Source organism: Arthrobacter sp. Z1-9, from assembly GCF_054792695.1.
The window spans coordinates 3,765,699-3,788,574 of record NZ_CP096456.1; the positions used below are offsets into that span (position 1 = coordinate 3,765,699).

Genomic DNA, 22,876 nt, shown 5'->3' on the forward strand with positions numbered 1-22,876 from the left:
GGCTCTTCTCCCCTGCTTACTTCTTTGAAGGACCCTCATGACCACCTATATTCTGCGTCGGCTTGGGACAGGACTCCTGCTCGCAATGCTGGTGACGCTGATCACCTTTTTCCTGCTTAGCCTCTCATTCGACGCGGTCGTCCGCGCCCGCCTCGGAAGCGTCGCTACACCCGAATCCGTGGCAGCAATGACGGCCGAACTTGGCTTCGACCGTCCCGTACTGGTCCAGTACTTTGAATGGCTCGCCGGAGTGCTCCGCGGCGATTTGGGTACGTCGTTGTTCACCAGCGAACCCGTCGGACCAGCGGTTGCTTCACGGCTGGCCGTCACGCTGTCCATCGTACTCGTGGCCCTGGCTATCACCGTCTTGATCAGTGTCACCCTCGGAGTCGTCGCAGCTACCCGAGGCGGCCTCGTGGACCGACTGGCGCAGGCAGCGTCTCTGGTGGGTTACGTCATTCCGGGCCTGCTTATCGCGATTGTGCTGGTTGTGGTCTTCGCAATCAACCTCCGAATGCTCCCTGCGACAGGGTATACCCCCTTTGATGTGAACCCAGGTAGATGGGCAGCCACCATCACTATTCCCGTTATCGTGCTCGTCATTGGAGGCGCCGCGAATATCACTGCCCAGGTCCGTGGCACGATGATCGACGAAATGCGCAAGGACTATGTGCGGACCCTCCGCACGCGGGGAATCTCCACGCGGTCCATCGTTCTCAAGCATGCCCTGCGCAACGCCGCCGGACCTGCTTTGACCGTGCTGTCCTTCGAGTTCATCGCCATGCTCGGCGGGGCCCTGATCATTGAGAAGGTATTCGCGCTGCCCGGGTTCGGAACGTTTGCGTTCAATTCCTCCCTGCAGGGGGACATCACCGTGATCATGGGCATCACGCTGTTCAGCGTTTTGCTCGTGGTCTGCATCAACCTCCTAGTCGACCTTGTGAACGGGTGGCTCAATCCGAAAGCGAGAATCTTTTGAGCGTCGAAGAACTCATCGTCGAACCGGTCCATACAGCTGCCCCCCGTAAGTCAGCCTGGCGGAAACTGCTCAAGGACCCCCAGGCTGTCATCACGGCCGGTCTGCTGCTGGTCATCACCCTGCTCGGAATCCTGACCCCGCTCCTGACCCAGCATGGGCCAAACGAGGCCTCGCTGGATGCCATCAACGCCCCCATGGGGACTGCCGGATACCCCTTGGGCGGCGACCAGAACGGGCAGGACATCTTTACGCGCCTGCTCCACTCCATCAACACCAGCATGATCTCCGGGCTGATCGGAACGAGTGTTGCCCTCGCAATCGGCGTCACCTTCGGCTTGATCGGAGGCTACTACGGGCGCAAGCTCCAAGGCGTCACGGAATGGGTCTTCAGCCTCATCATGACGTTCCCCGGCATCCTCCTGCTGATCATTCTCATGCCTGTCACCAAAGGCGACTACCGCTCCACAATGCTCATCTACGGTGTCCTGCTGTCCCCCGGAATCTACCGGATCGTCAGGAACCAGGTCGTGGGGGTCAAAAATGAACTGTTTGTAGACGCTGCGAAGGTATCGGGCCTTTCGGATATCAGAATCCTTGGCCGTCACGTCCTCTTCGTTGTCCGCGGACCGATCATTATCGCCGCAGCTTTTCTTGCCGGCTCAGCCATCACTTTGCAGTCGGGCCTGGCCTTCCTCGGCGTCGGTTCCAACACCATCCCCAGCTTTGGTGCGATGATCGCGGACGGATTCCTGAACCTGTATGAGGAGCCATCCCAGTTCCTCTGGCCAAGCCTGCTTCTGGGCCTGATCACCGCTTCAATGGTGCTGCTCGGGAACGCCCTACGTGACGCCTTCGAAGGCGTCCGGCCCAAAGCCGCAAAGCGTCCGACGGCGAAGGTCCAGGCAACACCATCGGACCAGCAGGAGGCGGCGATCGACGAACCTCTGCTGCTGACCGTCAGGGACCTCGCAATCGCTTATCCCACACCTACAGGGGAACTCCGCGAAGTGGTCAACGGCGTTAACCTGGAACTGGCTGCCGGCCAGACCTTGGGTTTGGTTGGTGAGTCCGGCTCAGGAAAGACGCAGACAGCCTTTGCTGTCCTCGGCGTCCTGCCTCCTGAGGCCGTGATCACCCGCGGATCAATAAAGTTGGATGGCCGTGAGCTTCTTGGCCTCAGCGAAGGGGAACTTCGCTCCCTCCGTGGCCGGTCCATCGCCTACATTCCCCAGGAACCAATGTCGAATCTGGACCCGTCCTTTTCGGTGGGCGCACAGCTGGTCGAAGGAATCCGTGCATCCTCCGACATGTCGGCTAAGGAAGCAAAGGAACGCGTGCTCGCGCTCCTGAAGCGTGTGGGCATCACGGACCCTGACCGGACCTTCCATTCCTACCCACATCAGATTTCCGGAGGTATGGCCCAGCGGGTTCTGATTGCCGGAGCCGTGGCAAGCCGGCCGAAGCTTCTTATTGCCGACGAACCGACCACCGCTCTTGATGTCACCGTTCAGGCCGAAATCCTGGACCTCCTGCGTGACCTGCAGGCAGAACTGAACATGGCTGTACTCCTGGTCACTCACAATTTCGGCGTTGTAGCGGACATTTGTGACCGCATCGCCGTGATGCAGTACGGACAGATTGTGGAATCAGGAACTGCATTGGATATCTTCCGAAATCCCCAGCACCCCTACACCACCATGCTTCTAGACTCCATTCTCGACGAGACCACGGTACGTAAGGATGGCCCTATGGCCTTCCACAACCCGGTCGGAAAGTAGCACTGATGAGCACCCTGCTCGATGTAAACCAGCTGAAGGTTGCCTACCCCGGCCGCGGTTTCCGCGCCAAGCCACTCGAGGTCCTGCATGGAGTTTCCCTGACGATCAGCGAAGGCGAGACTCTTGGCGTCGTTGGCGAATCCGGTTCAGGAAAAACCACCATCGGCCGTGCAGTACTGGGACTGGTCAAACCCAGCGGCGGCAAGATCACCTTCAGGGACCGGGACATCACCCATGTCAGCCCCAAGGAGCGCAGGGAACTGTCCAAGGACATCCAGGTAGTCTTCCAGGACCCCTACACCTCCCTTAACCCGTCCATGACCATCGGCGACATCCTCAGCGAGCCGCTCATTATTCAGGGCCGTACCCGGGTGGAGGCGAGGACGCGTGTCAGGCTGCTCCTTGACCAAGTGGGGCTGCCAGCTGATGCCATCGAACGGCTCCCACGTGAGTTCAGCGGTGGCCAGCGCCAACGGGTTGCAATTGCCCGTGCCCTGGCCCCAGAGCCCAAGCTCATTGTGTGCGACGAGCCGGTTTCAGCACTTGACCTCTCCACCCAAGCGCGGGTCCTGGACCTCTTTATCGATATTCAGCGTCAAACCGGGGTGGCCTACCTGTTTGTCTCCCACGACCTTGCCGTTGTGAGACATGTCAGTCACCGGGTCAGCGTCGTCTATAAGGGAGATATCGTCGAGACCGGGTCAGCTGAAGTGGTGACATCGGACCCTGAGCACCCCTACACACAGAGGCTCTTGCTTGCTGCTCCGATTGCCGATCCTGTGGCTCAGGAGAGAAGACGGGCTGAACGACGCCGGCTCCTGGAGCTCCACCGCGAACAGGACCTGCAAGCAGGTGTTGTCCGCGCATGACCACAGAGCCGATCATTCCCGGCTTCCATCCTGACCCGTCCATCTGCAGGGTAGCGGAGAGCTACTTTCTGGTGAACTCCAGCTTCGAATATTTTCCTGGCGTGCCCCTCTTCCGCAGCGAAAATTTGATCGATTGGATTCAGATCGGCAACGTTCTGGACCGGGAGAGCCAACTGAACGTGCACCCGGGCATCACAGGCGCCGGCGGAGGGATCTACGCACCAACACTCCGGTACCGCGACGGCGAGTTCTGGCTGGCCACAACCAACATCACGGACATCCGCCGCGGACACCTTATCGTCCGTGCCAGTGACCCGGCCGGTCCATGGACTGACCCCGTCTACACGACAGGTGCGGTGGGGGTTGATCCCGATTTGTCCTGGGACGACGGCGGAACCTGCCACCTCACCTGGTCATATCCCATGGGCGGAATTTTCCACGCAACCGTGGACCCGGCCACCGGTGAGCTCCAGTCGGCTCCACACGAATTATGGAAAGGTACCGGCCTTGCCCATCCCGAGGGGCCGCACCTATTCCAACGCAACGGCTGGTGGTACCTACTGGTCGCGGAGGGCGGTACCCATCACGGACATTCCGTCTCAATTGCGCGTTCCCGTAAAATCGAGGGTCCGTTCCAAGGTCATCCGCAGAACCCGGTTTTCTCGCATCGGAGCACCCCGCATTCCGTTCAAAACACGGGCCACGCTGACCTGGTGGAATGCGCGGACGGCACGTGGGCGATGGTCTACCTGGGCGTGCGTCCCCGCGGTTCGTTCCCGAAATACCACGTCAATGGGAGGGAAACCTTCCTCGCCGGCATCGAGTGGGTGGAGGACTGGCCCGTCATCCGGCCGGAATCATTTGACCCCCCGAGAGCCAAAACATCATTTGAGGACAACTTCTCCACGAATGAGTTGCACCCCCGATGGATTTCTCCAGGCGTCAACCCGCGCTCCTTCACTACCCGGGACGGCGAATCCGGGCTGATTCTCTCCGCGGGCCGAGGGGTTGAGGAAACAGAGGCGGTCAAACTGCTGGCTGTAAGAGCCCGCGATCCGGAATGGACCGTCGTTGCGACAATTCCTGACGGTGATGCCGCCCTCGTGGTGCGCATCGATGATCAACACTGGGCCGGAGTTGAAAGATGCGGAGATCACCTAAAGGCGCGTCTGGTAGTTGGGCCACTCGATCAGGAACTGGCTGTCCAGGACGGGGTCTTTCCAGTGTCGCCGCTCGCCATCCGGGCAGTGGGACCGGAGGCCGCGCGCCGGTTCCGCAGCGGCCCGGACACGCTTGAGCTGGGGTACCTCAAGAACGACGAGTTCTGCAGGCTCGCAAGCGTGGACGGCCGCTATCTCTCAACTGAGGTAGCCGGCGGCTTCACGGGGCGGGTCATCGGCGTCGAGGCACTGGGTTCGCGCGCACGACTCGCCAGCTTCGAATACCAAGGGTTTCTCCCATCGGAAATCCGCGAAGCAACCCACGAAACAACCGCAGCGGCACCCTAGTCAATGTCAGGAATGAAGGAACGGAGGAACAGGCGGACATGTCGCTTGAGCCGATCCATATCCCGGTCATACAGCCATTGGATCTGAAGGCCGTCGGTCAGGGCAACGAACATGGCCGCCAGGTCTTCCGGCGCGCTGTCGCTCTTCAGCTCGCCACTGTCGGCCAAAGCGGCGAACGCCTGGGTGTAGAGGCCAATGGCTGCCGCATAGCGACCCTGATAGTACTCATGGGCTGGATGGTCAGGAGAAGTGGCCTCAGCGGAGAGCGTACTGTGCAGCTCGATCAGACCCGGCTGCAGATCGTTCGCGGCTACCGTCTGCAGCATCGCCTTAAGGGCCGCGCTGTCCTGGGGTACCGTCATCACGTCCACCCCACGGTCACGAAAAAACTCCCTCCTTCTCTGGTCCCTGAGCTTCAGGACACCAGCGAGCAGCTCGTCCTTATTGGCAAAGTGATGGAGGAGTCCCGTGTGACTAATGCCGACCCGCAGGGCCACATCTTTCATGGTCAGGTTGTGGAAACCTGTCTGCCCAAAGAGCTCGATGCACGTCTCAAGGATTCTCAACTTCAGAGCTGCGGTCTTCGCATACGGTCCGCGCTGGTTGGCCGTGGCCGTGGGCATGGTGATTCCTATCGTCGCCGTTTCTAAAACCAAAATAGCACCACGATTGAAATTTCATTGGTACGCCTGGGTGGGATTGACAAACAATCAACATCAAACGAAGCCGTTGCCTGGGAGCCGGCAAGGGAGGAAATGATGTGCCCCAAAGAAAGCCCTGTAAAGAGTCCGGGCCAGCTGGATGGCTACTGGCAGCCCGTCGATGATTGGACACAGCTCCAGGACCGGTTCGTGGAGATCCACCGACGTGGCACCATCCTTGACCGCGGCCTGGTTGATGCCGTGACGATTGACGGCTCCATCCTGTGGCTTGCCCACGACGGAGCAGCCACCAGGCGTTTGATCCTTAAGCAGGATGCCGTTAACGTAAAGCTCCTTTTGGCCAGGGAGACTTCCGGATGAGTGAAAAGATTGCGGCGGATGAGAAGGCAATACGTCCCGCCCGTAAAGCCCAGCCGACAATTTACGACATCGCCCGCGTCACCGGCGTCAACCCGTCCACAGTGTCCAGAGCGTTAAGCAATCCTGGTCGGGTCAATGCCAAGACGGCTCAACGCATCAGGGATGCGGCAACCGCCATGGATTACAGGATCAATCCGATGGCCAGGGCGTTGCCCACGGGGATGACCAATACGGTGGGCCTCGTTATGTCCGACATTACGAATCCTGTCTACTTTGACCTTATTCGTGGCGCGGGGCGAGCCGCAGAAGCCGAAGGCTATACTCTTGTCCTCGCCGAGTCGCAGGAATCCCCGGAGTTGGAAGCGCAAACCGTCCAGCGGCTTCTGGCCTCCGTTGACGGGCTGGTTCTGGTGGGTACCCGATTGCCGGAGAGCGATATCCGCGCCTCCGCAGTCCGCAAACGTGTCGTCCTGGTTAACCGTGCTGTGTCCGGGCTGCCCAGTGTCATTCCCGACGTTGTCCCGGGAATCAAACACGCGCTTGACCATCTTCACGGACTCGGCCATCGTTCGGTCGCCTTCCTGTCAGGCCCGGCCAACTCCTGGATGAACTCGCTGCGCTGGGAAGTGATCCTGGATGAAGCCCTGGACCGAAGCATGTCGATTGTTGAGATAGGCCCAGGCCAGCCCACAGTGGAGGGCGGCCATAAGGGCCTGCGCCGAATCCGGGCAGCCGGTGCCACAGCGGTCCTTGCCTATAACGACCTTATGGCTCTTGGTCTGCTCACAGCCTGCCAGGAGGCGAACATCGCAGTACCGGAAGAGCTAAGCATCGTCGGATTCGATGACATTTTCGGTTCCGCGTTCACTTCTCCCCAATTGACCACAATCCGCACACCTCTCGGCACGGCCGGCGAATACGCGGTACGTCGCCTCGTAGAGCGTGTGCGGGGTAATGACGAGCCTGCGCCGGTGGAACTGGTGACAGAACTCGTGGCTCGGGGATCAACCGGCCGGGTCGCTGCAGGGGCAAAGCTATAGCCATGAGGGCTGGAGTACAGTCTTGCCCCTGGTCTAAGAGATCCGGGGCACTGGCATGGACGGCATGCGGCTGGGTTGATGAACTCCGTGCTATCGGTTGGTCGACTCGCGGACGCCGAGCACTGTTATCAGTCCGCCGATAAGGGCAAGGGTACCGGCGGCCAGGAACAGTGCCGTGTAATTCTTGTCTGTCCCCGTTACCGCGATGGAGAGCAGGGCCGGGGCCAGCCCTGGGGCCAGCGCGGCCGGGATTTTTTGCGAGAAGCTCGTTATCGCCATGAACTTTCCTGCTTGCGTTTCCCGCTGTGGCAGGACATCGAGGACGAGTGCCTGTCCGACCGACATGAAGACTGCAATGCCCAGGGACGAGATGAAGGAACCTGCGATAAGGGTGATGAGGTCGTGGGAGAAAGCCGACACCATCGTCCCTGCCGCGTAAATGACAGTGCCCAACAGAATGAAGGGTTGACGGCGATTGGCGCGGTCGGAGAGCCATCCGCCACCCAATGCACCGGCGGTGGAGCTGAGGATGCTTACAGCTGAGATCACGGCGATGACAGTAGACACCTCAGCGACGCTGATGTTCAACCGTTGGGCGTAGAAAAATGTGGCGTAGCTGGTCGTAAAGGACAGTCCCAGGAAGAACACGAAACGCCCTGCCCAGGTCCAGGCGAACGCGGGATGCTTCTTGGGGTTAAAAACGAAACTTTTGAACACGCTTCCGATTGACAACCGGCCTGATAACGCTGTGCCCCGGGAATCCTTTTCCGGGGCACAGACGACGAAGGCGCCTACCAAAACGGTTCCGATGGCAGCCGGCAGCAGGAATACCCACAGTGGCTCAGCAGTAACCCTTCCGACGAGGATGATCCCGATGACAGGGGAAATCTGCATGGTCAGGCCCGTGAGGCCGGAAACCTTGCCGCGCTGGAACCCAGGCAGGTTGTCGGCCTGGTAGTTGCTGATGGAACCAACAACTGTTCCCCATCCAACGGTGGACAGGACCCAACCGGCCCCGAGCAGGACAACGTTTGGGGCGAACGCCATGACGGGTATTGCAGCCAGCCCAACAACTGTGCCGATGACGGTAAACGGCCGTCGTCTGCCCCATCGACAGCGCATTCTGTCGCTGAGGATGCCCGTGAGCGGTGCCGCGATCAGGGAGCATAGTGCACCGACCCCCAGCATGTATCCCAGAAACTCTTCCCGTCCAGGGGCAAGTTCGTTGAGCCTGAGGGCCAGGGAAAAGGCCATCGGAACGATCATCGCCATGCCACCGCCGAAGGTGGCCATGACGAGTAAGGTCACTGTCGCCCGGCTGAGAGGCTTCTGCGGATTGCCGGCAGTGTCAGGTGGCGGCGAATCGGTGTCGGGAGGTGAAGGCAGCGTGACGTTCGATCTTGGAATCCGTCCTATTTCGGCCTCGAACGGCTCCGAACCTCCTGCCGCTTCCTCCTCAGGGACCAACGTCTTCACAGCCTCTCGTAAATTCGGCGACCTGACACGGGCAAACGACCACGCCGCGATTTTTCTCCACCCGTGTCCTGCCGTCGTTCTAGTTGCTGGTTCCTGGCTTTTGGTTTTCCAGGCCCCGCCAGCGGCTTCGGAGTGCATGGGCTGCCGACTTGGGCTTACGGTCGCGGGTGAAGACGCCCTTCCTGTTCCCGTCAACGCGGTGGATGCCGTTGGACGTTTGGAAGTCTGCGAAGTTCCAGACCTGCTCCCCCACGAAGGACGGGATGCTGTCGAAGACCCGGTGGTTCATGGCCAGGTAGTCGGCCTGGTACTCCTCCGTCCAGGGCATGTCCCATACCGAGTGGAGGCCCGGCAGGGTATCCGCCCCGTACTCCGCCATCATGATGGGCTTTCCAAACTTGTCCACCCACCCCTGCAGTTCACCCTTGAGGTAAGTTTCGGCTGTTGCCAGGTCTCCGGTGGCGACATACCAGCCGTAGTAGCGGTTGAGGCACATGACATCGAAGAGGTCCGCGATCCTGTCATTCTTGAATGTGGCGAACATGACGACGGCGTAGGTGACCGGGCGGGTTGGATCAAGCGTCCGGGTCAGTTCCACGAGCGGTGCGAAGTACTCCCTTGCGCCCTCTTCGTTGGACGATGGCTCATTTGCGATGCACCACATGACGACGCTGGGGTGGTTCTTGTCCCGGGCGATCAACTCGCGGATCGCCTGGGCGTGGGCGGCCTGTGTGTCGTCGTTGAAGGTTTCGGGGGAGAACGTAGGTGTTGTTGCTCCACCGGCAAGTCCTCCCTGCACGGCGAGGTTGAGCCCGACTGCGGCGGTTTCGTCGATGACGACGATGCCGTGGCGGTCTGCGAAGTCCATGACCTCCTCGGCGTAGGGGTAGTGGGAGGTCCGGAACGAGTTGGCGCCGACCCACTCCAGCAGTTGGAAGTCATGCACCAGGTACGCGTCATCATGGCCCTTGCCCCGCACCGGCGAGTCCTCATGCTTGCCAAAGCCCGTGAAGTAGAACGGCTCACCGTTGATAAGGAATTCGGCGGCACGCACTTCGACCGTTCTTACGCCAAAGGTTTGCGTGTAACTGTCGATGATTTCGCCGTTGTCGACGATCTCCGCGACGAGGTTGTACAGGTAGGCGGCCCCGGGCTTCCAGAGGTTTGCGGCTTCGATGCGCAGGGTTCCGGCTGCTCCTTCAGCTTCGGCAACCTGGGTCCCGGAGGCATCCAACGCGCGGACCCGCACTGCGGAAGGGGCGGATGCTTGTATGTCGTACGTCACGACGCCGGTGGTGCCCTCAATATCGGTGACGACGGTGATGTCTTCAATCCGTTGCTGGGGGGCGCTGTAGAGCCAGACGGAGCGGGAAAGCCCGGCATAGTTGTAGAAGTCGTGCAGGTATTTCTGCTGCCGCCGGCCATCCTGGGCTACCGTGATGGACCCTGGGGGGATAGTGATGTTTGTCAGTTCATTATTTACGCCGATGGTCAGCCGGAATTCTTCCCCCGGAGCGACAAGGTCCGTGATGTCCATCTCGAATGGCGTGTAACCCCCAATGTGCTGTCCCACCAAAGAGTCGTTGACGTAAACACGGCCTTCGTGTGTGGCGGCGTCCACGCGCAGGAAGATCCGGTCTGAAGTCCATCGGCGGGGGACGCAGACTTTGCGCTGGTACCAGGCCCAGCCGACGTGGTCGCGGATGGAGGAGTCAACGAAGAGATCGTTGTAGCTGGCAGGGACGGCAGCTTCAAGTCCGCTGTCAAGGGTGCCGGTCCAGGCCTTGGGCCTTGACTCGCGTTCGATGTCGAACGCCCAGAGTCCGTCAAGGGAAACGAGTTCACGGGTGGGCGACATTTGCGGTTTAAGCATGAGAGTTATTCCTTCGAATTCTTGGTGGTTGTTCCGGCGGCCGGGTTGTCGAGTGTGAGCCGCCACTGCCAGGCGTAATCGTGGCCGTCGAGGCGGTGCCTGGGCAGGGTGTCGGGTCCGAGGAAGACAGTCCCTACGCCCCGGTGAGCTATATCGAGGTTGACGATGGTCTTCCCAGAGCGGGGCAGCTGCCAGTAATGGGTTGTTGATTCGAGTTCTTCGATCGAATAACGCGACACAGTCATGTGTAAGTCAGTGGCGTGTTCCGTCTTTACGGTGCCTGCCGGACCCTTGAGCTGGAGTTCGCGCACTCCCCCACGTGTGCCGTTGGATTGCGGGACGATATAGGGCACAGCCAAGTCATCGATGCTGCTTTCCCAGGTTCCCAGAAGCGCAGAGTGGGCGCGGTCGGGGTAGTTTTCCCACGGCCCGAGCCCCACCCAGCGTCCGTCCTCGAAGCCGTCCACGAGTTCGAACTCGATGCCGACGCGCAGACCGTCCCGTGTGGATTCCGGCAGGATGACGTGCTCATCAATGATCCAGTCGCCCGCGACTGCTGCCGTGATGCTGCGGCGGTGGGTGACCACGTCATCACCAAAGGCAGTGCGATAGGTCCGGGTAACCACGGCACCCGCTCCCTGGGGCTTTACCTCTGTATCAACAAGGTTCAGGCGGAAGAAACCGGAACGCACGAACCGGTTATCGAGGGCGAAGGATCGATCGTTATCCGTGAGCGGGCGCCAGAGGCACAGCTCGGGGGCGCGGGTCAGCAGCGGATGTGACAGTGACCCGTCCTCGTCGAGCTCAACCTCGATCGGATCGACGGACGCCAGCTGGTGATGTTCGGCTTCCAGGATTACCTGGAGTGCCGCTATTTCGGTGCCGGCAGGCGCCCACAATGTGCGCTCCCGTGTCCGCAGCGTCAGCGTCACCGCCAGCGCACTGGGCTTTCGCGCTGCTGCGCGTACGGGGGGCGGAAGTTCCAGTGCCGCGCTGGTGCCCGGAGCGGCGTCAGGGAGGTCGACGGCGGTTACGGCGACGGGGCCCTCCGCCGTTTCGATCCGCACCTCGCCCCTTAGCCCGCGGAGGTCCGCGAACGCCTGGCGGTTGAGGATCTCCAGCCGCCCATCACGGGCCGTTGCAGCGCCTGAGATGATCCGTACCGGAGCGAAAATGCCGCGCGCTTCGAAGACGGCCGGCTTGGGCGTGAGGTCAGGAAAGACGATGCCGTAGTTGAGGATCGCGCCGCTGTTGGGCTCGTCCCCAAAGTCGCCGCCGTAGCGGTAGTGGGCGTCTCCGTCGGGGTCCAGGGAGTGGTCCCGCCAGCCCCAGATGAAACCGCCCTGCAGCCCCGGCAGTGATTCAAAGAGCCGCCAGTACTCATCCAGTCCACCCATGGAGTTTCCCAGCGAAAAGGCGTACTCGCACAGGACCAGTGGGCGGTCGGCCCGGGAGTCCTTGGCGTATGCCTCCAAAGCCGGGAATGAGCCGTACATCGGGCAGACAATGTCAGTTGCGGCGTGGCCTCCATGCCAATCGTTGGCTATGGCGCCTTCATAGTGCACGGGCCGGGTGGGGTCGGTTTTGCGGGACCAGGCAGCCATGGCGTCGTGGGCCGCGCCGTACCCTGTCTCGTTTCCCAAGGACCAGATGATGACGCTGGGGTGGTTGCGGTCGCGCAGCACCATCCGTGAGTATCGGCGCATAAAGCTTGGGAGGAACAGTGGATCGTCGGCGATCCCACCGGCGAAGGCGTGCCCTTCGATGTCTGCCTCGTCTACGACGTAGAAGCCGATTTCATCGCACAGGTCGAGGAAGACCGGATCGTTTGGGTAGTGCGCTGTCCGCACGGCGTTGATGTTGTTGCGTTTCATCAGCGAAAGCTCCGTCAGGAGGGACTCCCGTGTCATCACCCGCCCTGTGCGGGGGTCGACGTCGTGGCGGGCCACCCCTTGGATGAGGATGCGCCGGCCGTTGACGAGAAGATCGCGGCCCCGGATTTCGACCCGGCGAAAGCCAAGACGGAGGCTTACCTCATCGACGATCTTTCCTTCTGCATCAAGGAGGCGGACGACGAGATTTTCCAGGTGTGGTGTTTCAGCCGTCCAGGGCGTGACGTCCAGCCCCTTCCGCTCGAAGCGAGCCTTTCCTGCGGCCGTCTCGTGGGTGACTGTCTGGGCGAAGTTCCCCGCGATCGCGGCGAAGCGTTCAGGCACTTCAGCTCCCGCGGCCCGGATGCTCAGCAGGTCCATGAAGTCGGACGGGAAGCGGGGAGTTGGTTTGCTGCCGCGTTCATCGGTGGGCTTGGGGAGGGTCATTGTCGCCCGCCGCGGGGCGATGGGCAGGGTCTCCTCCTGGTCCAGGACTGCTATCTGCACAGACCAGTCGACCTCTGTCAGGTGGGCCAGTCCCGCGGTCTCGACATCAACCGTCAGCGACCCTTCGCCTGAATCTGCGTCGTAGTCAGCAACGGCGAGAACATCGGTGATGCGCACTTCCGGCACCGTGTAGACAAAGACCGGCCGGGTAATGCCGGCCTGCCACCAGTGGTCCTGGTCCTCGAGGTAGCTTTCGGCCGAGAATTTGGTGACCACGAGGACAAGCTCGTTCATACCGTGGGTGACGTGTTCGGTGATGTCGAATTCGGCCGCGAGGTGGGAGTCCGTGCTTAGCCCCACGGGGACGCCGTTGATCAGCACGCGAAGGGCTGACTCTGCTGCACCGACGTGCAGGACCGCCCGGCGTCCCGGCTCCGGCGACAATTCGAAGGTCCGTCGGTAGAGGCCGGTGGGGTTGCGCTTGGGAAGCTGCGGCGGGATCTCATCGAAAGGCATCGGCACGTTGGTGTAGTGCGGCGGGTCACTGGGCTCGGACATCGTCCAAAGGCCGGGCACCGTCGTCGTTCCCCACGTGTCGCTGACCGGGGCGTCCGGCCGTTCCAGCAACTGGAAGTCCCATGTTCCATTGAGGTCAACATCGGCGGGACGTCGAAGCGAGCTCATCGGCAGCCGTCCCACCGGATGCAGCCCCGAGAAATCAGCGGGGGTGGCTGTGAAGCCGGTGCCGGTCATTGTTTGTTTTTCTCCGGGGTTGGTGTGCCTGCTCCGATGGCGGCGCGGATTTTGTCCAGTGTGCGGAACACGGCGATGGTGTCCGCGGCCGTGTGTACCGGATGCTCTGTGAGTCCCGCGGCGATAGCGTCGCTGACCGCCCGCAGCATGGGGATATAGCCATTGCCTTCACGGTCAAGGTCGATAGCCTCAGGCGCGTGGATAATGTTCTGCCAGGATCCGGTGTGCATCCTCAATGAGGTGGTTGCCCAAAACGGGCCGGGGAGGACCATCCATCCTTTGGTTCCGCTGACCGAGCCGGCAAGGTCTGCGAACTCCAGGGTGGAGGCGGCGCACTGGGCGAAGCGCCCGTCGCTGTACTCGAGAGTGAAGTGCCCGGCGAGGTCCAGGCCATCGCTGCGGACCGTGCCTGCGGCGTGGACTGATTCCGGCGCACCGAAGACCGTATGGGCCAGCGTCACGGGGTATATTCCCTGGTCCAAGAGGGTGCTCCCGCTGCGTTTGACGTCCCAGCGGCTGCCGTCATCCTGTGGAAACGGCATGCCGAACATTGCCCGCAGGCTTCGGGGTTCGCCGATGCTGCCCGCTGAAATTTCTTCCTGGAGCCGATTGAAGGCGGGGTTGAACTTCATCCACATGCCCTCCATGAGGAAGAGGTTCCGTTCCGCCGCGAGCTGGAACAGGTCCTCCACCTCATCGGCGGTCATTGCCATCGGTTTCTCGACCAGGACGTGTTTGCCTGCAAGCAGCGCCTGACGTGTCATCTCATGATGAGTGGCGAAGGGCGTCGCGATGTACACGACATCAATCCCGGTGTCGGCCAGCAGCTCGTCATAGCTGTCCGTGGAGCGCGGGGCGCCGAACTGCTCGGCGAAGGCAGCAGCCTTGGCCGCGTCCCGGCTGTGCACGGACAGGATCTCCGCGCCGGCACACTGGGCCAGGTCCGTGACCACGCTCGTTGAGATCCGCCCTGTGCCCACAATCCCCCAGCCCAGTGTGCCCTGCACAGTATCGGGCTCCCGAAGAGTCGTCATGACGCCCTCGTTGCCGTGCTGAGCGGCTGGCCCTGCGAGGAAACGGACCCGCTCCTGGCGACGTTCCCAAGCCATGCCAGGCTCGGTTTGGGGTGCCGCTCAAAGGTTGTCCGATCCACGGCAATCAGTCCAAAAGTTGGTTCCCAGTGGCCCCACTCGTAGTTGTCCAAGGCACTCCAGTGCAGGTAGCCCCGGACGTCCACCCCGTCGTCCATCGCCGCGGACAGGTGCTGCAGCGCGGTTTCCGTGTACGCGATACGCCGTTCGTCATCAGCCGTTGCGATGCCGTTTTCGGTGACGAGAATTGGCACTCCACCCGTGACTTCCCAGGTGTGGCGCACGGCAATGCCAAGCGCGTCGGGCCGGTAGGCATTTCCAACTATGGTGTTGTCAGGATGAGGCGGGTGGGGCACGATGCCGTCCGCGGTGACGTTCTGGCTGCTGTAGGACTGGACGCCGATGAAATCATCGCCACGGGCTCCTTCAAGGTACAGGTCCTCCCGGACGTACTGCTTCCTGCGCAACATGTCTTCCCCGCCAGGCAGGGCCACCAGTGCCTGGTTCGCCACGGTCCACCCCACCCCGGCGCCGGTCCGCTCCCGCAACAGGTCCCGGACGGCGTGATGGGCTTCGACAAGCCGGTTTCCAACCTCCGGGTCCGGGTCAGGCAGGACCGGGCGGGCATCACCGTCAACGGTCGGGCTTTGCCACTTTTTGTCCTTTTGCTGTTCCGCTGCCCGGCTCATCGTCGTCATCAACGCGAGCATGTTGGGTTCGTTCATAGTGCAGATCCACTCAACGCCGTCAAGGATGCCTGCAACCACTTCGGCATAGGCCGCGAAACGCTCCACCGCCCGGGGTCCCATCCACCCGCCCTCCTCCGCGAACCACCGGGGATTGGTGAAGTGGTGCAGCGTGATGACCGGCTTCAGTCCAAGTCCCAGCGCGGTGTCGATCATGCGGCGGTAGTGGGCCAGCTCGGCAGCGCTGAAGTGGCCTGGCGAAGGCTCGATGCGGGCCCACTCAATCCCGAAACGGTAGGCGTTAAGGCCTGCGTCTGCCAGCAGTTGCATGTCTTCGGCGTACCGATGGTAGCTGTCAACAGCATCACCACTGCGCTCCATGCCAGCCCGAAGCTGTTCCCGCGCCCAGAAGTCACTGTTGACGTTGTTTCCCTCAATCTGGTGAGGAGCGGTGGATGCTCCCCAAAGGAAGCCGTTCGGAAAGTTCGTCATTGTACGTACCGATCTGTCGGAATTGGGGCTCCAAATTGGAAACCGATTGCCACTTGAAGAATGCTAACATGAATATAGAAACGCGTCACTAATTTCAAGGGGCCGACCCTTACGCAGCGCAAGGAAGCCTCGCCAAAGCTGGTGCTTCGGCCCCCATCCGCAGGACCCGACACTCGGAGGATTGACCGCAATGGAGCAAACCCAATCTGGCCACTTGTTCGCCCATCCCGGACTTGAAGCCCCGTACGTGGACATCAACGAGGAGCGTGAGCTGCCGGTACGACACAGATACGTCCACGGTGGCTTCCAAGGGACTGGCACGCGCTTCTCGATCTACTTTCCGCCAGCTGATGACTACGACGGTCGCTTCTTCCAGCACATCACGCCCGTTCCCGACAGCGAAAATCTGGCCCAGACAGCCGTGGGACGTGAAGACAAGATCAGTTTTGCTTTCTCCAGCGGCGCCTACTTCGTTGAGACCAATGGGGGCGGTCAAGACTCCTCAGGTGCTGAACAGGACCGCGACCCAAGCATCTCCGCTTATCGGGCCAACGCAGCAGCAGCAGACTACTCCCGCATCCTGGCCGCCGAAATCTATGGGAAACACAGGCCGTTCGGTTATGCCTACGGCGGCAGCGGCGGAGGCTTTCGCACCATCGGCGGAGCGGAAAACACTACCGGAGTATGGGACGGTTTCGTCCCATACGTCATCGGAAGCCCCATGGCCCTGCCCAACGTCTTCACCGTCCGCATGCACGCCCAACGCGTCCTTCGCGAGAAATTTGACGTCATCGATGACGCCTACGATGCCGGCGGCAGCGGAAACCCGATGCTCGAACTGAGTCAGGAAGAACAGGACGCGCTTACCGAGGTCACGAAGATAGGTTTCCCTCCCCGATCATGGTTCGGCCACCGCACTATGGGTTCCCACGCTTTCGGCGCTCTATTTGCGGGGCTGTTGGCCATAGACTCCGAATATTTCAGCAACTTTTGGACCACGCCGGGTTATCTGGGCGCCGATCCAGAGGCCTCTGTCCACCGTGACAGATTGCAGTGGACCGCTGAAGTCGCTGAACTTATCCGCGGAACAGCTGTCACCCGAAGCCATGGGCCGCGGGGAGGTGTCGACCAGGCGTTCCGAGGTCCGCAAACGGCGCAAGGGCAGGTCACTGCTGTTCGTCTGTCCTCCAACGCGCCCATCAACACCCAAAACGCTGAGCTGTTCATCACCTCCGGGCCGGCAAAAGACGCCCGGATCTTCCTTGACAAAGTCGAGGCCGATATTGCCACCATCGGCAGCCCAGAGGCAGGACTGGCACTGGATCATCTCCAACCAGGCGACACCGTCAGAATTGACAACAGCAACATTCTCGCTGCCCAGACCTATCACAGGCATCAAGTACCTGGACCCGAGTACACGGTCTGGAACCAGTACCGCCAACCGGATGGCAGCCCCAGCTATCCCCAGCGCCCGTTTCTCCTGGGACCAATACTTGCCAAGGGGGCTTCAGGAACGATTCAGACAGGCAAGTTTGAAGGCAAAATGATTGTCGTCGCCTGCTTGCTGGACCGGGAAGCATTCCCTTGGCAGGCCGACTGGTACGCGAACAAAGTTCGCGAACACCTCGGCGGGCAGTTCGATGACCGCTTCCGCTTGTGGTACGTGGACCACGGCCTCCACGGCGACGGCGGAACCGAGGAAGAACACCCAACCCGCTCCATCCCCTACCTCGGTGCCCTGCACGAGGCTCTGCGGCAACTCGCCGCCTGGGTGGAACGGGACGAGAGCCCGGCAGCAGCCACATCCTACAAAGTTGTGGACGGACAAGTCACCGTGCCCATTACTGCAGCAGAGCGCGGCGGGATACAGCCGGTCGCGGAGCTGACAGCGAACTCCCGTTCGCGTGCTGAAGTTTCTGCTGGGGCACCTGTTGTGCTGAGACTAACAGCAGACACGCCGCCCCGCTCAGGCGAGATTGTCGCAGTCGAATGGGACCTCGACGGCGACGGCATTTACGACACTGCAGAATCAATCCAGCCGGCGGCCCGGGTTGACCTTACCCGCACAGTTCGCTTCGAAGAACCTGGCACCTACTTCATCACTGCGCGCGTCACGTCGCAAGGCGAGGGAAATCCCGACACTCTATGGGCGAGGGTCGAGAACCTCGCACGAGCCCGCATCATCGTCAGCTGACTACCCCTAAACCGGGCCTCGCCGCGAGTGGCGCGCGCTGGGCGCTTCTGCAGTGGCTATCCCCCGTTCGATTGTTGAATTCCGTCGGCGAGGGCCTCGAAGGTGAAAATCCGCCCGCCCGTCTCTCCGCTTGCCGTCACATAGGCAGTTCTTGTGCCGGGTTTGATGGCAATGTTCGTCGCCGATGACAGGCCTTCGCCGTCCGTGGGGATAAAGATCGTGGAGACCTGCTCTCCCTGTGGGTTGTACACAAGAATGGCCGCGCGGTTATGCAAGCCGATATAGAGGTTTCCGTCCGCATCAACTGCGGCTGAGTCGATCTGGCTGGAACCGGCATTGACGTAAATTGCGGGGTGGGCTGAGAGGACACTTGTTCCGTTCTCATCGAGACCCACATAGTCGATGCGGTTGGCGGTATTGTGGCTGACCCAGAGTCCGTCGAATCCCGGCGTGAAGGCGATGCCGTTCGGGGCAGGCAGCTCCCGGGCCAGAACGGTAGCCTCGCGGCTGTTCCTCTCGATGCGGACCAGACGGCCCTGCGGCTTCCAGTAGGGATCCCGGGCTCCGATTGAGTCCGTGATGTACAGGTTTCCCTCCTCGTCGAAGGCGATGTCGTCCGGGTTCATCGGCGTCCCCTCGACAGGGCCCGAGAAAAGAACTTGTGGATCACTGCCGTCGGCCGTGATGCTTTGGACTGTTCCGCCCCTGAAATCTGTCAGGTACAGGCGGCCGTCATGCGGACTGAACTGGGCGGAGGTGAACGCACTCGTTTGGTCGGTGTAGACAGTGCTGGTTTCTCCTGTTCCGATGTCAACGCGCAGGACTTTGGGGGCGCCAGGAGGTGCCGTGACATCGACAACGTACAGGTGGCCGTCCGGCCCGAAGGTGGGGCCTTCGAGCAGTGTCATTCCCGTGGCCTGGTGGACTGAAGTAACCTGGACGACTTCTTTTGCCGTCTGCTCCGCGGAGGTGCGGGTTGGGGCAGCGGCGGCCGGAACTGGAGGCTCTGCTGGGGTGCATCCCACCAGGGCCAAGACAAGCATGAGCGACGCCGCTGCCGTCCGCCGCTTGGGTGACCTCTGGGCTGTTGAGCTCACCGCGATGCTCCAACCCGTGCGGGTTCGAACACATCGCTCATGTCGCCTTCACGCCACTCGCGCAGCAGGCGGTGGAAGACAACCGGGCCAGGGCTGAAGGAAGCGCCCGTTATCGTTCGGGTCCCCTCACCGTTGTAGTATCCAGGCGTGCATTCGGCCTGGAACTTGGCGGTGTCGGCTGCTGTCTCTCTCACGGTCTGGACCCATGCCTCCTCAGCGGCCTCTGTGGGTTCGATGACGTGTGCTCCTATAGCCCGTCCCCGGGAAATGACGGCAGCGATGTGCTCCGCCTGCTCCTGTAGAAGGTGCACGAAGTTTACCGAGTTGGCATTCTGCAGAGCGCCAAGGTGAAACAGGTTCGGGAACCCATGCGTATAGAACCCGTGAAGGGTGCGCGGTCCCCGCGCCCACGCCTCCAGCAGGGAACGCCCGCCGCGACCAACCACGGGAAGTGTTCCGGAAACGACGCCGGAGACACCGACGTCGAACCCGGTGGCGAAGATGACGCAGTCCACTTGGTACTCCGTGTCGCCGACGATGACGGCGTTCTCGCTCATGGAAGTGATGCCGCCGAAGTCGGCGGTGTCGACAAGGGTCACGTTCGGCCGGTTGAACGTCTGCAGGTAGGAATCGCTGAAACACGGGCGTTTGCACATGTAGCGGTACCAGGGTTTGAGCAGCTCGGCGGTCCCCCGGTCAGCAACCACCTCATCGATCCGTGCGCGGAGACGGTTCATCGTGTCCAGGTCGGCCAGTTCGTCCGCCAGTTCACGTTCCTCGGGGGACAGGCTGTCGTCTACTGCTCCGGAGAGAATCTTTCTTTGCAGCTGGGTTGTCGCGGTCCAGCCGTCGTTCACAAGGCTTTCCTCTACCGGTTCCCCTGCCAGGACCGACAAAAAGTTGTCCATCCGTTCCCGCTGCCACCCCGGCTGGAGCGAAGATGCCCAGTCCGGGTCCGTGAGGCGGTTGTCGCGGACATCAACAGTGGAAGGGGTGCGCTGGAAGACGAACAGTTGCTCTGCGTCGGGTCCCAGGTGGGGGATGATTTGAATCCCGGTGGCACCGGTGCCGACAACTGCGACGCGTTTGTCCGCAAGACCGGTCAGTCCACCGTCAGCGCTGCCGCCTGTGTAGCCGTAGTCCCAGCGGCTGGTGTGGAAAGTATGTCCCTGGAATGTCTCTATTCCGGGGATGGCCGGAAGCTTTGGCTGGGTCAGTGTTCCCGACGAGGTGATTACGAAGCGTGCCCGGAACCGGTCACCCCGGTCCGTTTTAACGACCCACTCCGCCGCCTCCTCATCCCAGCTCAGCGCGGTCGCCCGCGTTTGGAACACCGCATCGCGGTACAAGTCGAAGCGTTTAGCGATGGCAATGGCGTGCTGCCGGATCTCCTCGCCCGGTGCGTACCGCCACTTCGGGACATACCCGACTTCCTCCAGCAGCGGCATGTACACGTACGATTCGATGTCGCAATGGATTCCCGGGTACCGGTTCCAGTACCACGTACCACCGACGTCACCGGCCTCATCCATAAGCCGTATCGATTCGACGCCGTCCTGCCTTAACCGGGATGCAGTCAGCAGTCCGCCAAAGCCGGCACCGATCACCAGCACCTCCACCCTGTCCGTAAGCGGTTCCCGCTCGGTTCGTTCCGTATAGGGGTCCTTGGCGTAGTACCCGAACTGCCCTGCAGCACTCCGGTACTGGCCCAGCCCGTCCCGGCGGACCCTGCGGTCGCGTTCCAGACGGTACTTGGCCCGCACGGATTCAATGTCCGGTGTATCCCCTGCTGCCGGTTTATCCTTCGTGGTGGTCATGGGGGCGTCCTCGCTTCATTAGTGCCTCATGCCGTGCCAGCGCGGGAACGGGCTGTGCCCGCACCCCTTGGGGCCTGGTCATCGGCCCACTGCGCGTCAACACGACTCCGTATCGAATACAAATAAAGGTTAGCCTCAAGCTAAGTAAATTGCGAAGCGGTGGCGTTTCGGACTGTATCGTGGGCACATGCCTGACCCAGGAGACGACCGCGAGTCGGTACAAAACAGTATTGACGCACTCACTATTGCCATTGCGGTCCGCTCCATCCCAATGGTCCTCCAGCGGCTCTTAACTACCGATCTGACGATCCAGCAACTGAAAGTCCTTTCCGTCATCGTGACGGCAGAGAACGGCGCAACCAGCGGCGGCCTCGTCGACACCTTTGGCGTCTCAATGGCGTCCATGTCGAAACTCGTCGACCGCCTTGTAGCCGCTGGCCTCACCACGCGCAGGTTCGATACCGAGGACCAGAGAGTCCGACGGATCTACCCCACAGCCCTCGGCCGCTCCGTCGTCCGCGAACTGATGGCCGCCCGTCCCGAACTCGGCGGAAACGTCCTGAACGGGCTCAGCCTGGACGAACTCCGAGCGCTGGAAACAGGTCTCAGCGCTTTGTCTCGGGAACTGCGTATCCTAGGCGAGCAATCCGCGCCCTAGTTCCCTGCCGTTACAACTAGTTGCCAGCCTTCGATACCTGTCAATGAAGGTCCCACTCCACTGCGTCCGGGTCAGGCGCTGACGTGTTCACGCCGCGTCGTACGGATGACGGGCTCGAAGGTGCGGGGGCAAGCTTATTTTGGAGCGGCCAAAGCTCACGGATTCGCGGGTATCTGTTCCGTCCCACCATTGCGCTACCATGCCGTCTTCAAAATGAAGGATGTAAAACGAATCGAACTCCACCCAGAGTTCCGAGGCCGGCAAAGGCGTGGAAGCGCCAGTGTAGGTGCCCGTCCACCGCACGCGGGCTGCGACCTTGCTGCCTTCCACCACCGTGTCCTGAACAGTTGCCTGAAGATCTGGAATCGCTCCTCGTAGCGTACGCGCCCAATATTGCAGACCAGGAAGGCCGTCCCCTTGGGCCACAATCAGGTTGTGGTCAATGACGTCATACCTCACGAGACTGTTAAGCGCATCCAAATCCCCTTCAGTAATTGCTGCGATGATACGTCGAAACTTTTGATCGAGCGACTGTTCCGTCATGGCTCCTCATCCAATACCGGTGACTTTTTCCCTAGCGAAAGACCTGCAGGCTACAAAGGTTAGCCTGATCCTAACTATTCAACCTGAGAATAATCTGGGTGCTCCGAGGTTGACGCGGAGGATTGCCCCTCCTGACGACATCTGTACCGCAAAGCCGGAAGGCGCCAGCTGTGCAAAGTTCTGGCAACGACGGTCCCTTGCGTAGCGGGGCTCTTGAGCCTGAAGAACCGGCTCGCCGGCGAGAGGTAGCATTTGGAGTACACCCCAGCCTGACGTAAAGGCGGTCTCACAAGGGAGGATCCACCTGCCGGTGGGGCTTCGGTCTTGTTCCCAGACACCTGTCGAGCCGCAAGAGGGGACTTCGTCAGCTCCTGCCGCAAGCGAGTCTCATCGAGTCCCGATTCTTTGACCTATTTCAATGATTCTCGGGCTACCGCACCCCGGTTTCCTGCCCTTCGACTGTCAGGGTGGGACTTGAGAACATCATGAGCGACTGTCAATAAAACGGAAGTTTCGCCCTATTCTGACGCCACGTCGGTCGTTGCTTCGAGTTTCGCGTGCCAAATGAGGCCGGCAGATCGGCGGCCGCAAGTGGCCCCGCGCTGTCTGCCAGGCCGTCCAATGCGGCTCTTTGGCGAGGCGATCTCCGAGAACCTGGACGGGTGCGGCGGGTAGGGGACAC

Annotated in this window: 17 protein-coding genes; 8 read left to right on the forward strand and 9 right to left on the reverse strand. The window is 61.3% G+C overall.

The genetic code is table 11. The features are described from left to right. Positions 1-37: 37 nt before the first annotated feature. The 4 genes from M1D93_RS17470 to M1D93_RS17485 are packed head-to-tail and all read left to right on the forward strand — an operon-like array spanning position 38 to position 5,134. On the forward strand, positions 38-979 hold the full coding sequence (locus tag M1D93_RS17470; RefSeq protein WP_461172718.1) for an ABC transporter permease: 942 nt from the start codon (positions 38-40) through the stop codon (positions 977-979). Beyond that, a complete protein-coding gene (locus tag M1D93_RS17475) occupies positions 976-2,757 on the forward strand; it encodes a dipeptide/oligopeptide/nickel ABC transporter permease/ATP-binding protein (RefSeq protein WP_461172719.1) in 1,782 nt (593 codons plus the stop codon). The genes M1D93_RS17470 and M1D93_RS17475 overlap by 4 nt, the downstream gene beginning before the upstream one ends. Before the next feature lie 5 nt (positions 2,758-2,762). Further along, complete coding sequence (locus tag M1D93_RS17480; RefSeq protein ID WP_461172720.1) at positions 2,763-3,626, forward strand: ATP-binding cassette domain-containing protein; 864 nt, start codon at positions 2,763-2,765, stop codon at positions 3,624-3,626. After that, the gene (locus M1D93_RS17485) at positions 3,623-5,134 is read left to right on the forward strand and encodes a glycoside hydrolase family 43 protein (protein ID WP_461172721.1); all 1,512 of its coding nucleotides are present in this window, start codon (positions 3,623-3,625) and stop codon (positions 5,132-5,134) included. Before M1D93_RS17480 ends, M1D93_RS17485 begins: the two co-directional genes overlap by 4 nt. Here the strand turns inward: M1D93_RS17485 and M1D93_RS17490 are convergent. Next, positions 5,131-5,757: a TetR/AcrR family transcriptional regulator gene (locus M1D93_RS17490; protein WP_461172722.1), complete on the reverse strand. Its 627-nt coding sequence runs from the start codon at positions 5,755-5,757 to the stop codon at positions 5,131-5,133. The genes M1D93_RS17485 and M1D93_RS17490 overlap by 4 nt on opposite strands. Positions 5,758-5,889: 132 nt before the next feature. Between M1D93_RS17490 and M1D93_RS17495 the strand changes: the two genes are divergently transcribed. After that, positions 5,890-6,156 (forward strand): hypothetical protein, encoded by a 267-nt coding sequence (locus tag M1D93_RS17495; RefSeq protein ID WP_461172723.1) that lies wholly within the window; start codon positions 5,890-5,892, stop codon positions 6,154-6,156. Further along, complete coding sequence (locus tag M1D93_RS17500; protein WP_461172724.1) at positions 6,153-7,196, forward strand: LacI family DNA-binding transcriptional regulator; 1,044 nt, start codon at positions 6,153-6,155, stop codon at positions 7,194-7,196. Before M1D93_RS17495 ends, M1D93_RS17500 begins: the two co-directional genes overlap by 4 nt. Positions 7,197-7,286: 90 nt before the next feature. On the opposite strand, the gene M1D93_RS17505 is transcribed toward M1D93_RS17500, so the two are convergent. The 5 genes from M1D93_RS17505 to M1D93_RS17525 form a co-directional block, all read right to left on the reverse strand. Further along, entirely contained in the window at positions 7,287-8,504 is a 1,218-nt protein-coding gene (locus M1D93_RS17505) for an MFS transporter (protein ID WP_461172725.1), read from the reverse strand. 247 nt (positions 8,505-8,751) lie between these two features. After that, entirely contained in the window at positions 8,752-10,545 is a 1,794-nt protein-coding gene (gene uidA / locus M1D93_RS17510; RefSeq protein ID WP_461172726.1) for a beta-glucuronidase, read from the reverse strand. A 5-nt stretch (positions 10,546-10,550) separates the two neighbouring features. Beyond that, entirely contained in the window at positions 10,551-13,616 is a 3,066-nt protein-coding gene (locus M1D93_RS17515; protein WP_461172727.1) for a glycoside hydrolase family 2 TIM barrel-domain containing protein, read from the reverse strand. Further along, positions 13,613-14,650, reverse strand: a complete 1,038-nt coding sequence (locus M1D93_RS17520; protein WP_461172728.1) for a Gfo/Idh/MocA family protein — start codon at positions 14,648-14,650, stop codon at positions 13,613-13,615. Before M1D93_RS17520 ends, M1D93_RS17515 begins: the two co-directional genes overlap by 4 nt. Next, complete coding sequence (locus tag M1D93_RS17525) at positions 14,647-15,885, reverse strand: glycoside hydrolase family 1 protein (RefSeq protein WP_461172729.1); 1,239 nt, start codon at positions 15,883-15,885, stop codon at positions 14,647-14,649. The genes M1D93_RS17520 and M1D93_RS17525 overlap by 4 nt, the downstream gene beginning before the upstream one ends. A 190-nt stretch (positions 15,886-16,075) precedes the next feature. Between M1D93_RS17525 and M1D93_RS17530 the strand changes: the two genes are divergently transcribed. Next, on the forward strand, positions 16,076-18,079 hold the full coding sequence (locus M1D93_RS17530; protein ID WP_461172730.1) for a hypothetical protein: 2,004 nt from the start codon (positions 16,076-16,078) through the stop codon (positions 18,077-18,079). A 56-nt stretch (positions 18,080-18,135) separates the two neighbouring features. Here M1D93_RS17530 and M1D93_RS17535 read toward each other — a convergent pair whose 3' ends face one another. Then, positions 18,136-19,176: an SMP-30/gluconolactonase/LRE family protein gene (locus M1D93_RS17535; RefSeq protein WP_461172731.1), complete on the reverse strand. Its 1,041-nt coding sequence runs from the start codon at positions 19,174-19,176 to the stop codon at positions 18,136-18,138. After that, positions 19,173-20,993 (reverse strand): flavin-containing monooxygenase, encoded by a 1,821-nt coding sequence (locus M1D93_RS17540; protein ID WP_461172732.1) that lies wholly within the window; start codon positions 20,991-20,993, stop codon positions 19,173-19,175. Before M1D93_RS17540 ends, M1D93_RS17535 begins: the two co-directional genes overlap by 4 nt. A gap of 187 nt (positions 20,994-21,180) precedes the next feature. Between M1D93_RS17540 and M1D93_RS17545 the strand changes: the two genes are divergently transcribed. After that, positions 21,181-21,651, forward strand: a complete 471-nt coding sequence (locus M1D93_RS17545) for a MarR family winged helix-turn-helix transcriptional regulator (RefSeq protein ID WP_461172733.1) — start codon at positions 21,181-21,183, stop codon at positions 21,649-21,651. A gap of 87 nt (positions 21,652-21,738) precedes the next feature. Here the strand turns inward: M1D93_RS17545 and M1D93_RS17550 are convergent, their stop codons facing one another. Beyond that, positions 21,739-22,194, reverse strand: coding sequence for an ester cyclase (locus M1D93_RS17550; RefSeq protein WP_461172734.1), 456 nt, complete (start codon positions 22,192-22,194; stop codon positions 21,739-21,741). Positions 22,195-22,876: the final 682 nt, after the last annotated feature.